The sequence below is a fragment of the Enterococcus sp. 9E7_DIV0242 genome (assembly GCF_002140975.2).
Classification (GTDB): domain Bacteria; phylum Bacillota; class Bacilli; order Lactobacillales; family Enterococcaceae; genus Enterococcus_L; species Enterococcus_L clewellii.
In genome coordinates this window covers 2675410-2688500 of record NZ_CP147247.1, presented here as the reverse complement: position 1 = coordinate 2688500, position 13091 = coordinate 2675410, and the positions used below count along the sequence as shown (strand labels likewise).

General features: G+C 38.5%; 12 protein-coding genes. 7 read left to right on the top strand and 5 right to left on the bottom strand.

Going from position 1 to position 13091, the window contains the following annotated elements:
- Positions 1-162 precede the first annotated feature (162 nt).
- Positions 163-1503 (bottom strand): chromosomal replication initiator protein DnaA, encoded by a 1341-nt coding sequence (dnaA, locus tag A5888_RS12815; RefSeq protein ID WP_086348441.1) that lies wholly within the window; start codon positions 1501-1503, stop codon positions 163-165.
- A gap of 634 nt (positions 1504-2137) precedes the next feature.
- Between dnaA and rpmH the strand changes: the two genes are divergently transcribed.
- From rpmH to jag, 4 genes are all read left to right on the top strand, one after another.
- Positions 2138-2272: a 50S ribosomal protein L34 gene (gene rpmH, locus A5888_RS12810; protein ID WP_002356012.1), complete on the top strand. Its 135-nt coding sequence runs from the start codon at positions 2138-2140 to the stop codon at positions 2270-2272.
- A 514-nt stretch (positions 2273-2786) separates the two neighbouring features.
- Positions 2787-3122, top strand: coding sequence for a ribonuclease P protein component (gene rnpA, locus A5888_RS12805; RefSeq protein WP_086348906.1), 336 nt, complete (start codon positions 2787-2789; stop codon positions 3120-3122).
- Positions 3123-3137: 15 nt separating this feature from the next.
- A complete protein-coding gene (locus A5888_RS12800) occupies positions 3138-3968 on the top strand; it encodes a YidC/Oxa1 family membrane protein insertase (protein ID WP_086348437.1) in 831 nt (276 codons plus the stop codon).
- Between the two features lie 18 nt (positions 3969-3986).
- On the top strand, positions 3987-4763 hold the full coding sequence (gene jag / locus A5888_RS12795) for an RNA-binding cell elongation regulator Jag/EloR (protein ID WP_086348436.1): 777 nt from the start codon (positions 3987-3989) through the stop codon (positions 4761-4763).
- Positions 4764-4831: 68 nt separating this feature from the next.
- On the opposite strand, the gene A5888_RS12790 is transcribed toward jag, so the two are convergent.
- Together A5888_RS12790 and A5888_RS12785 are read right to left on the bottom strand one after the other, a co-directional pair.
- The gene (locus tag A5888_RS12790; RefSeq protein WP_249274443.1) at positions 4832-5812 is read right to left on the bottom strand and encodes a dipeptidase; all 981 of its coding nucleotides are present in this window, start codon (positions 5810-5812) and stop codon (positions 4832-4834) included.
- Positions 5813-6201: 389 nt separating this feature from the next.
- Positions 6202-6549 carry a heavy metal-binding domain-containing protein gene (locus tag A5888_RS12785; RefSeq protein WP_422389724.1) on the bottom strand — a complete coding sequence of 116 codons (348 nt, stop codon included), beginning with the start codon at positions 6547-6549 and terminating at the stop codon, positions 6202-6204.
- Positions 6550-7059: 510 nt separating this feature from the next.
- On the opposite strand from A5888_RS12785, the gene mnmE reads away from it, so the two are divergent.
- Positions 7060-8457 carry a tRNA uridine-5-carboxymethylaminomethyl(34) synthesis GTPase MnmE gene (mnmE, locus tag A5888_RS12780; protein WP_086348435.1) on the top strand — a complete coding sequence of 466 codons (1398 nt, stop codon included), beginning with the start codon at positions 7060-7062 and terminating at the stop codon, positions 8455-8457.
- A gap of 19 nt (positions 8458-8476) precedes the next feature.
- Positions 8477-10375, top strand: a complete 1899-nt coding sequence (gene mnmG, locus A5888_RS12775) for a tRNA uridine-5-carboxymethylaminomethyl(34) synthesis enzyme MnmG (RefSeq protein ID WP_086348434.1) — start codon at positions 8477-8479, stop codon at positions 10373-10375.
- A gap of 76 nt (positions 10376-10451) precedes the next feature.
- On the opposite strand, the gene A5888_RS12770 is transcribed toward mnmG, so the two are convergent.
- A complete protein-coding gene (locus A5888_RS12770) occupies positions 10452-11618 on the bottom strand; it encodes a tyrosine-type recombinase/integrase (protein ID WP_086348433.1) in 1167 nt (388 codons plus the stop codon).
- 94 nt (positions 11619-11712) lie between these two features.
- Positions 11713-12309, bottom strand: coding sequence for a helix-turn-helix domain-containing protein (locus A5888_RS12765; RefSeq protein WP_170924727.1), 597 nt, complete (start codon positions 12307-12309; stop codon positions 11713-11715).
- 260 nt (positions 12310-12569) lie between these two features.
- Between A5888_RS12765 and A5888_RS12760 the strand changes: the two genes are divergently transcribed.
- Entirely contained in the window at positions 12570-12836 is a 267-nt protein-coding gene (locus A5888_RS12760; protein ID WP_249274442.1) for a DNA-binding protein, read from the top strand.
- The last annotated feature ends 255 nt before the right edge of the window (positions 12837-13091 follow it).

The window sequence follows — 13091 nt, the reverse complement described above, 5'->3', positions numbered from 1 at the left end:
CAAAATATAGCATAGATACTTTTATATTATATATTAAAAGATAATAAAAGTAGTAGGTCCTGTTAATAGTGTGGAAAAGTAAAAAAGTAGAATGAATACAGGACTTTTCCACTGTGGATAACTTGTGGATAACTTTTTAAGAACTGTGAAAGTTTTCCACAATCAAGGATTCAGTAAATTCTTGATTTCATTTACCTCTTTTTGGATTGTCGGGTCATTTTCCATCAATTGCTGAATTTTTTCATGCGCATGGATAACAGTTGTATGATCCTTTCCACCAAATTCAGCACCAATTTTAGGTAAGGAGCTATCGGTCATTTCCCGAGAAAGAAACATGGATATCTGTCGGGGAACAACAATAGATTTGACCCTCTTTTTCCCTTTTAGATCCTTCAGGTGAATGTGATAGTATTTCGCTACTTCCTCTTGGATTTGCAAGATGGATAAATCGTTCTTGTTCCCAGCTGATTTGAGTGATTTCAATGCATCAGCAGCTAAGCTAGTCGTAATATCCTGACCATTGATCGTAGCAAAGGCCTGCACCCGAACCAAGGCACCTTCAAGCTCTCTAATATTTGAATCGATTTGGCCTGCGATATAACTCAGTGTATCGTCAGGAATTTCCAATCGCTCTGCATCAGCTTTTTTCCGCAGAATCGCAATCCTAGTCTCCAAATCAGGAGGAGTAATATCGACAGAAAGTCCCCAAGCGAAACGAGACACCAATCGTTCCGGTAACTTCGGAATATCATTGGGCGGACGATCACTGGTTAGAACAATCTGTTTGTTTTCATTATATAAGTCGTTGAAAGTATGGAAAAATTCTTCTAAGGTTGCTTCTTTTTCTGCCAAAAACTGAATATCATCGACGAGCAGCAAATCTACATTTCGATACTCATTACGAAATTCTTCTGATTTCTTTGTTTGAATAGAGGTAATGAATTCATTCGTAAATGTTTCACTGCTGACGTATTTGACCTTTGCATTTGGCTGATTTTGTAGCATTTGATGACCGATCGCATGCATCAAGTGAGTTTTTCCAAGTCCTACGCCTCCATAGAAAAACAGAGGATTATAGATAGAACCAGGATCTTCTGCAACGACGAGAGCGGCCGCATGAGCCATCTGATTTCCCTTACCGATAACGAAGGTATCAAAGGAATATTTTGGATTCAGCATCGCTTTTTTCCCATGTTCAAGAAATTCTTTTGGTTCCGGTTTTGGTTCTTCCAATTCAGGTGCCATCATGGCAGAGTCACCACTGACAACAAAATGAGGAATAATTTCACTTCCAGTCAGCTGGAAACCGATCTCAACGATTTTAGCCGCCAGATTCTTTTCCCAGTAATCTTTGTGAACGGCGGAAGGAACTTCCAGCCAAAGCTGATCGTTTTCCAGTTTTAGCGGATTTGTTGTTTTTATCCATGCATCAAAGCTGGGAGCGGATAGAACGGATTGATAGGCTGTTTCTAAACTTTTCCAGAAACTTTCCACATCTGTCATGTATGAGACCTCCTTTATAAGTGGGTATGAAAAGTTTTGTGTATAACTATATGAATGTAACGACTAATAAACAGCATGAAAAACAATTTCCATTGTTTATTATAGAAACCAACAGAAATTTTTAGGTATGATGAATGATTTAGTGAGATTCATATGGATGATTCGCAAATAAGATTTTAGCATTTTTTGAGAACTTTTTCCACAGGCAATTAAGAATTGTGGAAAATAAATTAACAAAAGGGGAAAAAGTTATCCCCAACAGTCAAAAGAATCGTGGAAAACTCCATTTAAAAATACTTATCCACAAACTTTTATGGATAATAGAGTCAATGAAATCAGAGTTTTTCTATAATTATCCACAACAAAAAAACGAGATGTGGAAAACTTTTTCACACCCTGTTTTTTTGTGTAAAAACCAATGGAAAAACCAAAATAAGCAAAAGGACAAAAATGAGATATCCACAAATTATTCACGGCTTGTTAGAAAATGTGGATAACTTTTATTCCTTTTTAATTCAAAAATCAGGAATTATTTCTCTAAGATTTATTGACAAATTGGGGCCTCATTCGTTATACTATCAAAGTATGTCTATATTATAGATGGATAGGTGGCAATCCAGGAGGTGGAATCAGAATGAAAAGAACATATCAGCCAAATAAACGTAAACGTCAAAAAGTACACGGATTTCGTAAACGTATGAGTACTAAAAACGGTCGTCGCGTATTAGCAAGCAGACGTCGTAAAGGTAGAAAAGTAATTTCAGCGTAATAGTAAATCAACTTTTTATAACGCTTATAAATAAAGAGCCCTTTATTATCTTATACAACACAGTTGATGTAGAGATAATAAAGGGTTCTTTTTCACTATAAGGAATCGAAATAACAGATGAAAAAATTCGCTGATAATGATAATATATACAGTTGAAGTCATAAAAAAACTTTGCTAATTTTTTGTTGGGGCATATTTGAAAAACCTAGTGGTGAATAGTTGTGTAAAGTATTCCCAAAAGTTGAGTAAATTAGCTTCTTTCAGGGAATGATCTTTGAAAAGATCTCTGCTAATTATCTAAACAGTGAAACGGGCAACTCGCTTATGTATCTTATAAATGGAGTCGTGTTCCTTGATTTCTGTAAAGGTACTTGAAAAACCTAAAACTGTTGAAATTATCAAACAGACCTTAAAAATTTTTTGGCTTTTTTTGTAGTAAAGAAACTCTAAAAAAAAAATTGGTAATATGCTATCATTGTATGGTAAGTAAAAAGAAGAGAAACAAGGGATGCAGATGAAAAAATCCTATCGGGTAAAGAAAGAAAAAGAATTTCAAGATGTCTTCTTAAAGAGGCAGTCCTGTGCGAATCGACGATTTGTTGTCTATGTATTAGAACGAGATCAAGAGCATTTTCGTGTTGGGATCTCTGTAGGGAAAAAAATTGGGAACGCCGTGACAAGAAATGCTGTAAAGAGGAAGATACGTGCCTCTGTCCATGCGTTGAAGGACGAAATAGAGTCATCTTATGATTTTATTGTCATCGCAAGGCAAGGAGTTGAAGAGCTGTCTTCAGAAGAAGTCATGACGAACTTAACGCACGTGTTAAAACTTGCAAAAATTTTGAAATGAGAGAGGAATAGATTTGTGAAAAAGTATAAGCGTCTATTATTGATGGCCGGTCTGGTCATGTTGGTCTTTGTTTTATCTGCCTGTGGTACAGCGCCGATCAGTGAAAGCAGCACAGGAATCTGGGATCGCTATATTGTCTATTATTTCGCTGAAGCGATTAAATTTCTATCAGTTGGAGGAAATACCGGGATAGGGATCATTCTCTTTACTCTGGTCATTCGGGTTATCCTACTTCCACTAATGCATTTCCAGACAAAGAGTATGCGGAAGACACAAGAACTACAACCACAGATGAAAGCTCTGCAGGAAAAATATGCGTCAAAAGATCCAGAAACGCAACGTCTGTTCAAAGAAGAGCAGCAACGTTTATATTCTGAACATGGTGTGAATCCTTATGCGGGCTGTTTACCACTCTTAGTTCAAATGCCAATCATGATGGCATTGTATCAATCGATTTCACGTGTACCGGAATTGAAAGAGGGAAGCTTCCTTTGGTTGAACCTAGCCTCTCCAGACCCATACCTGATTTTGCCAATTTTGGCAGCTGTCTTTACTTTTGCCAGTAGCTACTTAACGAGTATGAGTCAAATAGAATCAAATGCTTCATTGAAAATCATGAACTATGTTATGCCGGTAATGATTTTTATGATGGGGCTGAGCTTGGCAAGTGGTCTGTCTCTGTACTGGGTGATCTCCAATGCATTCTCAGTAGGTCAGACTTTACTGCTCAACAATCCTTTCAAGATTAGAGCAGAACGTGCTGAAAAGATAAAACAACAGAAAGAGCTTGAAAGAGCTCTGGAGAAAGCAAAAAATCCTAAGAAAAAAAGAACGAAAAAGCGCTAAAATAGAGGAGGTTTTGACATGCCGGTTTATGAAGGGAATACGGTCGAAGAAGCAACTGCCAATGGGTTGCGAGCTTTGCAGCTGAAAAGGGATGCTGTAGAAATCACTGTTTTGTCTGAAGGTAAAAAAGGGTTTCTTGGATTCGGAAAAAAAGCTGCTCAGGTTTCCATCGAAGCAACTGTCAGTGAGCAGGTATCAGAAGCAGTTGAAGAAACAGTAGAAGCTGTCGTTGCTGCGGATGAAGAGCTGGAAATGAAGGATGCTGTTGAACAGACAGTGAATGTAACACCTTCTTCAGCAACAGAGCAAAAAACGGTGCTGGAAGATTTAACTGACGATGAGGCGATTACTGAATTGGCCCTCTATCTGACAAACATCTCAAAAGAGCTGAATGCTCCTGCGATGGTTCGGCTTGAACGTACGGCTGACAACATGATTTTCCATTTGGATACAGAGAAGCCTGGGATTCTTATTGGGAAGCATGGGAAAGTGTTGAATGCGATGCAATATCTGGCACAAGTGTTTATTCATCGTGCGGCATCTAACAAACTGTCAGTTGTTGTCAATGTTGGAGATTACCGCGAAAAACGTCAGGCAATATTAAAGCGTTTGGCTGAGCGTACGGCTGAGAAAGTGAAACGTACAGGACAACCGGTATTCTTAGAACCAATGCCTGCCTTTGAAAGGAAACAAATCCACTTTACACTGAGTAAAGATGAGTATATCAAAACCCATTCAGAGGGCGATGAACCTTACCGTTACTTGGTTGTTGAGCCTGTGAAGAAGTATTACTAATACTAAAAGAAAAGCACAGTAATTGGAACAAAATCCATTTGCTGTGCTTTTTGCATGGTTCCATTTCATCAACGAAGAACATCTTTATATACTCTTAGTACATTACTGGAAAATATTTTCTCTAACTCATCACTGGAAAAACCTTCGCGAACCAATGCTTGATACAGCTTATTGACAGCAGAAGCGTCCGGTAGCTCCTGTGTGATAGGAATCCCATCAAAATCGGAGCCCAATCCAATACAGTCGATACCGCCAACAGTTTGGAAATGTTTGATGTGTTTTACTAACCCATCAATCAAAGTTTCGCTGTCATTGTTAGTAACGAAGAGGTCACAATAATTCATCCCAATGACACCACCACGATCGGCGATTTTCTTGATTAGATGATCCGGCAGATTACGAAAATGAGGGCAAATAGCGCGTGCATTGGAGTGACTGGCCACAAATGGTTTTTGTGTATAGGTCAGGATATCTTCTACCAGCTGATCAGAGCCGTGCGAGACATCGATGATCATTCCCAACTGTTCCATGCGTTGAACAATCGCAATTCCTTGCTCTGTCAATCCCTTTTGTTTTATTGAAAGGAGCTGTGACTGCTCATCGAAAAAGGCAGCATTGGGATAGCCAATCTCATTTGGATAATTCCAAGTTAAAGTCATCATTCGTACGCCAGCTTGGTAAAATTCCTCTAGCTTGTTGAGCTCTCCCCTAATTGGTGCTCCTTCCTCCATAGTGAGCATCGCGCTGAGCTTTCCATTTTGCTGATTTGCCATGATTTCTTGATAGGTCGTAACAGGAAGAATCCAGTCTTTGTTGTCTTCCATTTCATCATAAAAGCATTGAACCATCTCTTTGCAGGTCTGATAAGGATCTTCTGTATCCTTTATATCCATAAATAAAGCAAAATTTTGAAGCAGATAGCCTCCTTCGATCAGTTTTTTTTGATCGATTTGAAAGGTATTTTTTCGAAGCTTTTCGTAGGTTCCCTCTTGTTTACTTTGGTAAACTTTCATGATTGTATCACAGTGCATATCTACTGTATTCAGCATACCATTCCTCCTCTTATTGTTGTTTATCGTACCTCTTCCTGTAAATTTCGTCCATATTTTCTTGAAAATACCTATAAAAATTTTGTGGTGTTCTTGTTGAAAAAAAGATGTCAAATCTGTGACATTCACAGTATTCGACCAAAACGCATTGACAAAAGTGAGTAAACGAAGTATATTTTATACGAAATCATTCTTATCAGCGTACACAAATACGATGATAAAGTAGTTGAAGCAGTAATGCTTCTCCCAGCCCGATCCTTCTTAGATCGGGTATTTTTTTGTTTTATTTGTAGAAACGTGAAAAACGGAAAGTCCGCCAATGGTTGAGGAAGTATTATAATAAAGCAGCCTGTGGCACTTAATGCCACAGGCTGCTTTGTAAGCTCAGATTAACCGATCGTTGTTTGTGTGAATTGAACAACTGTTCCGTAAGCGAAAATTTCAACATATTTTTTTTCATCTTTTTCGATGAATTTTTCTTCGAAATGGCAGTTGATGACCGCATCAGCTTCATATTCAAAAGCCATTTGCTTTAATTTTTTGCAGACATTCTGGAAAACTTCGTTTGGATTGGTTTCCTCAGAAAATAGATCGATTTCCACTAAATCAGTCGCAAAAATAATATCGCGCAGAATATATTTCTTATTTACATTTCCTGTAGATAATGTAATGCTGTTGAATCGATTTTCCATGATTGTACGTTCACGTTCACTGTCTTTTTTACTTGAAAAAGGCATACTTTTCTCCTCCTTTGTTGTTTCCTTATCCCTATTGTAATGATATGGTGTGAGAAAAGCAAAGTTAATAGATAATGAAAGAGAAAATAATCATCAAAAGTGATTGAGGAGGTGACAAAGAACGAAAATAGTCTGGAGAGATGAGTCTTTGGAGCCATGTCTTCACATTTTTGAAGTTGCCATTGGAGTAAAAATGTGCTATTCTATGTCCTGTAAAAAACAGATGGATCAAGCAGTCAAAGTGCTAAATCCGCCCATAACAAGGGGTGGAGTGGGCGCTTTTTTTGTAGTTTAAAATGGGAATAACTGTTTTTGACTTTACGAAAAATCGACTAAGGACAACGATTCATTCACTTTTAGAGATATGAGTGATGATCCTCCACATGATTTTCGTTGGGTGTATCAGGCTATTAGATGTTCTTGTATCATTAGAACGAGTAAGCAACAATTTTTTACACGATCACATACATAGAAATTTTTAAAGGGTCAACTATAGAAAGGAAGAACAGCATGCAGCAAGTGACATTGGAATTTGATACAATCGCCGCTATTTCTACGCCTCCCGGAGAAGGAGCAATCAGTATCGTTCGATTGAGTGGTGACGAGGCGATTGCTATTGCAGATAAGGTATATCGTGCCGGAGCGAAATCATTAAGTGATGTTTCCTCCCATACGATTCATTATGGACATATTGTTGATCCAAAAAATACAGAATTACTTGATGAAGTAATGGTTTCAGTAATGCGAGCGCCTAAAACATTTACTCGAGAAGATGTTGTCGAGATCAATTGTCATGGTGGAATAGTTGTTGTAAATCAACTGCTCCAGCTTTTGCTAAGAGAGGGTGCGCGTTTAGCTGAACCAGGTGAATTTACGAAACGGGCCTTTTTGAATGGACGGATGGACTTGTCTCAGGCTGAAGCGGTAATGGATTTGATTCGTGCAAAAACAGATAAAGCGATGCAGGTGGCGTTACATCAGCTTGATGGCAATCTTTCCGGTTTGATTCGAACACTACGTCAGGAAATTTTAGAGACGTTGGCTCAAGTAGAAGTGAACATCGATTATCCTGAGTATGATGATGTAGAAGAGCTGACGACGAAGCTTTTGTTGGAAAAGGCTGAATTTGTCAAAGCTCAGATCGAAGGACTGCTGACAACAGCTAAGCAAGGGAAAATCTTGCGCGAGGGACTGAGTACAGCAATCATTGGGCGTCCGAATGTTGGTAAATCAAGTCTCTTGAATCATTTATTACAGGAGGAAAAGGCGATTGTTACAGATATCGCCGGAACAACACGCGATGTGATTGAAGAATATGTCAATGTTCGCGGTGTCCCGTTAAAACTGATCGATACAGCTGGAATACGTGAAACAGAGGATATCGTGGAGCGAATCGGTGTAGAACGCAGCCGTAAAGCGTTGGCTGAATCTGATCTGATCTTGTTGGTGCTGAATCAAAATGAAGCACTAACGGAGGAAGACAAGCAACTATTGGCAGCAACAGATGGGTTAAAACGGATCATTTTACTGAACAAAATGGATCTACCATCACAGATGGATAAATCCGAATTAAACCAATTAGCAGAAAATGAAGAAATCTTACCGGTCTCAGTATTATCAAGTACAGGAATGGAGCAGTTAGAGCTGAAAATAGCCGATCTGTTTTTCGGTGGTGAAACCGGGGAGAAGGATGCGACTTATGTCTCGAATACTCGTCATATCGCTTTATTGGATCAGGCTGTTCTATCCTTAGATGAGGTCATTCGTGGCATTCAGGCTGGAATGCCTGTCGATCTAGTACAGATCGACATGACTCGCTGTTGGGATTATTTAGGAGAAATCGTTGGAGATAGTGTACAAGATGAGCTGATAACACAGCTGTTTAGTCAGTTCTGTCTAGGAAAATAAAGAAGGAGAATCAATTTGGATGAATCAATTTAATGCAGAAACCTATGATGTTATCGTAGTCGGCGCAGGACATGCTGGATCGGAAGCTGCGTTGGCTGCTGCGCGTATGGGCAGTAAGACACTGCTGCTGACGATCAACTTGGATATGGTCGCTTTTATGCCTTGCAATCCTTCTGTTGGAGGACCGGCAAAGGGTGTCGTTGTAAGAGAAATCGATGCATTGGGCGGAGAAATGGGCCGTAACATCGACAAAACATATATTCAAATGCGGATGCTGAATACTGGGAAAGGCCCGGCTGTTCGTGCCTTGCGTGCGCAAGCAGATAAGCACGCTTACGCCTCTGAAATGAAGCATACGATCGAACGGACGGAAAATCTAACACTGCGTCAGGGGATTGTAGAACAGCTAATTGTAGAAAACGGAATCTGTCAGGGTGTCGTGACTTCTACAGGTGCAAAATATCAAAGTAAAGCAGTAATTATTACAGCGGGAACTGCATTGCGGGGCGAAATTATTATCGGTGAATTGAAGTATTCTTCTGGACCGAATAATTCACTGCCATCTATCGGATTGGCTGATCATTTGAAAGAACTTGGACTTGAAATGGATCGTTTCAAAACAGGAACTCCACCACGAGTTAAGTCAAGCAGTATCGATTATTCTGTGACAGAGGAGCAACCAGGCGATGAAGTACCCAATCATTTCAGCTTCAGTACGCCGGACAGTGCCTACAATATGGAGCAGCGTTCTTGTTGGTTGACCTATACTAATGAGGGGACACATGAGATTATTCAGAATAATCTACATCGTGCGCCCATGTTTACAGGGATTGTTGAAGGGGTAGGGGCTCGTTATTGTCCTTCTATTGAAGATAAAATCGTTCGATTTTCTGATAAACCACGTCATCAGTTATTCTTAGAGCCAGAAGGACTGAACACAGAGGAAGTCTACGTACAAGGCTTATCCACTTCGATGCCTGAGGATGTACAAACCGATGTCTTACATTCGATTGCCGGACTGGAAAAAGCAGAAGTGATGCGTACTGGTTATGCAATCGAATATGATGTTGTTGTTCCTCATCAATTACGTCCGACTTTAGAAACGAAAGTGATCGAGAATTTATTCACTGCCGGTCAGACGAACGGCACGAGTGGGTATGAAGAAGCTGCTGGGCAAGGACTGATTGCCGGAATCAATGCAGCATTAAAAGTGCAAGGCAAAGAACCTTTTGTGATGAAGCGTAGCGATGGTTATATTGGTGTAATGATTGATGATTTGGTTACAAAAGGGACCAATGAACCGTATCGCTTGTTGACATCACGTGCCGAATATCGTTTGATTCTGCGCCATGATAATGCCGATTTGCGTTTAACAGAAAAAGGGCACGGGATCGGATTGGTTAAAGAAGAGCAATATCACGCATATCTGGCTAAAAAAGAAGCTGTAGAAAAAGAGATCAAGCGTCTGAATACAGTGAGAGTAAAACCTACTGAGGCTGTACAGGCTTTCTTAGTCGAGAAGGGCTCTGTTCCGTTGAAGGATGGTGTTCTTGCTGGAGATTTCTTAAAACGTCCCGAAATGACGTATCACGAGGTTCAGCAGTTCATCGCTATGCCTGATGAACCACTGACAGATAAAGTAATTGAACAGGTTGAAATTCAACTTAAGTATGAAGGATATATCAAAAAAGCTCTTGAAAAAGTAGAGAAGCTAAAACGAATGGAAGCAAAACGGATTCCGGAAAATATCGATTACGAAGCAATCAATGGATTGGCTACAGAAGCAAGACAAAAGCTGCAGAAAATCCAACCGGAAACCATTGCTCAAGCAAGCCGAATCAGTGGTGTAAATCCAGCAGACCTTAGTATTTTGATGGTGTATATCGAACAAGGAAAGATAGCGAAGGTACAGCCGTAATCCCTTGGTACCAAAGGATTTATAGTGGTTGCTGAACACTCATACTATCAATTGACCTCGGTTTTGACTCCGTCGGTCACCCGTTCATGAAGGAAGAGAACATTTCTACAGTCTCCTCTTGTCGATTTTGAGATACTTGAATGTAGATATCCATTGTCGTTTTAGAAGAAGAGTGACCTAAACGATCTTGAACGTCTTTTATCTGTGCTCCGGCTTCAAATAACAAACTGGCGTGAGTCTTTCTAAAGCCGTGTACCTTAATAATTTTCATATCAGGGAACTTCCTAACCACCTTATCCATTACATGATTCGGATAGGCTTTATATAGGAAGTCCCTTTTTTTATTAGCTTTAATGGTACTAATTACCGGAACGTCTTCCATATTATCTATTCGGATACCACGTGATAGATTTTTTTTGATTACAGACCGTTTCCATTTTTTTAAAATGACTATAGTACCATCATCAATAGTGATTACCCGATTAGATTTATCAGTTTTAGTGGGATTCAAATGCAAAGAGCCATCTGATAGTTCAATAAGTGTCTTGTTAAAAGATATAGTCTTTGCTTCGAAGTCTATATCCTTCCATGTTAAGCCAAGTATTTCACCCTTTCTGGCACCGGTGTAGGAAGCTAGTCTAAAAAATGCAATTGCACGTTCGTCTTTTAGTTCTTCGAGACAATTGAAAAATTGTTGAAGTTCTTCTTTAGTGTAAACTTCATCTATTGATTTAGAAGACTTTGTTTTGGATTTAGGTGTAACCGTGCGTTCCATGGGATTGTCCTTAATCACACCAATTAATATACCGTATTTGAAGACTTGGGAAGCATAGCTCTTTACTTTCTGAAAAGCTTTATATTTCTTTGCCCATTCAGATAGTATTTTTTGGCACATTGTCGGTGTAATCGTATCTAATTTAAGTTTACCGAAGTATGGAAGAATTTGATTTTTAAAGTAATTTCTAATCCGTTGCTCTGTTGTATTTCGAATATTCTCTTTGTGTTGACTCATCCATAGTTCATAAAGCTCTTGGTAGGTTTTTACAGTATTCCGGTTACCGATACCGTTAGATTCAATTTCTAATTGTAACCGAGCTAAATCCAGAGAAGCTTCCTTCTTTGTTTGGAAATCTCTTCGTGTAGTTCTTATCTCTTTTCCAGTTATAGGGTCTTTGCCCAGATAAACTTTGTAGAGCCATCTAGTTGATCCATCTTTCTTTTTATACGTTTTAAATGTTGCCATTGTTTTTCCTCCTTGAGAAGCCATAAAACCCGCTGAGAGAGTTTACAGGCTACTTTTCATTGCATCCCACCTTTCGAATTAAATTCTTCTTATCTTAATTTTTGAAGTAACTCCGGATAGTAGTCAGTAAAGAGTCTAATTCATCATCTGTTAGCTTTTGCTGTTCAATTGCTGATAACAATTCTTTGATGTTTGGCGGTAGGTTATCTATGTACCGATTTCTCTTTAGCAAGCTATCTGCAACTATTAAAAATGAATCTGTAATGTGATGTGTGTCTGAGTAGCTCCAATTACTTAGCCTAGCTTTTTCAACTACTTTATCAATTATTGATTGCTTTATATCCGGCATAGCCATTTCATACATGTCAAAGAGTTTTTCGTGACCTAACTTTATATACAGGTCTTTTATACTGGCATAGGGTTTTGAATTGACAAGGAATAAAGAAGAGATATATTCATCTATATTTCCATATAAAACCCATTCGACAGTCGTTTTTCCAAGCAAAGCTATAATTTTTAGCCTCTCCTTATTGGGAAGGCTTTTTCCATTTTCCCAATTATACACAGCTGCTTTACTAGTCCGATCAGCAAGAAAACCGAAATCTTCTAACGTATAATCACCACGAATTTCTCGAATACGTTTACCTACGGCTTTTAAATCATAAAGTTTCTCTCCAGTTAAAATGTTCAAAATTATCACCTCAACAACAGGATAACACAAAATATTTACTAAGTAAATAAAAAATATGTATTTATCTATTTTATTGTTATTTACCAATAAAGCGAAGGTATGAGATTTTTGATTCTTGTTCTATTGTCTATCATCAATAAATGCTTATTTTAAAGGTTTTTTTCAATTTTTGGGTTGCAAGTCAACACCTGTGGGTTTAATATGTAATTATGATTATTTGTTTTTTTAAGTAGTTAATTTTTTGGGAGGGAGGTAAATAAATGGGAATGGTTGTAGATGTAGATATGAATGAGCTAGTGATGGAGATTGTATCCGGAGTTAGTGAGGTAATTGGAGGAATGTCTGACTTGACTAACCGGTATGGAGAGTATCTTACTACAGAAGAAACTAGAATTTTTCTAGGTGGGATATCAGTTAACACACTAGCTAAGTTACGTAAGAAGGGGCTGAAACGAATCACTATTGATGGTCTGTGCTTATATAAGAAAACTGACATTGTTCAATTCTTAGATGAACATACATATTGATTATCAGATATACTCCGGTAATTATTCTTTTTTTCTCTGAGTAGCCTTTGTAAAAAGGTATAAGAGTAGCTTGAAGACCTTGGGGTTATTCACCCCAAACCCGAACAACCTTTCAGCTTGACCGAGGAGGAGTGAGGAACGCTCCTCCGAGGTTATCTTCTTTAAAAATTATTGTTTAAAACTAATTAAACTCTGTTCTCAAAAAGTATTTAAATTTAGTAAATGAACAAGAGGGGTAAATAGCTACTTAATTGT

Coding starts and splice junctions, on each gene's coding strand:
- A5888_RS12760 (WP_249274442.1), top strand. CDS start 12,570: ATGGGAATGGTTGTAGATGTAGATATGAATGAGCTAGTGATGGAGATT.
- rnpA (WP_086348906.1), top strand. CDS start 2,787: ATGAAAAAATCCTATCGGGTAAAGAAAGAAAAAGAATTTCAAGATGTC.
- A5888_RS12785 (WP_422389724.1), bottom strand. CDS start 6,549: ATGCCTTTTTCAAGTAAAAAAGACAGTGAACGTGAACGTACAATCATG.
- rpmH (WP_002356012.1), top strand. CDS start 2,138: ATGAAAAGAACATATCAGCCAAATAAACGTAAACGTCAAAAAGTACAC.
- jag (WP_086348436.1), top strand. CDS start 3,987: ATGCCGGTTTATGAAGGGAATACGGTCGAAGAAGCAACTGCCAATGGG.
- mnmE (WP_086348435.1), top strand. CDS start 7,060: ATGCAGCAAGTGACATTGGAATTTGATACAATCGCCGCTATTTCTACG.
- mnmG (WP_086348434.1), top strand. CDS start 8,477: ATGAATCAATTTAATGCAGAAACCTATGATGTTATCGTAGTCGGCGCA.
- A5888_RS12790 (WP_249274443.1), bottom strand. CDS start 5,812: ATGCTGAATACAGTAGATATGCACTGTGATACAATCATGAAAGTTTAC.
- dnaA (WP_086348441.1), bottom strand. CDS start 1,503: ATGACAGATGTGGAAAGTTTCTGGAAAAGTTTAGAAACAGCCTATCAA.
- A5888_RS12770 (WP_086348433.1), bottom strand. CDS start 11,618: ATGGCAACATTTAAAACGTATAAAAAGAAAGATGGATCAACTAGATGG.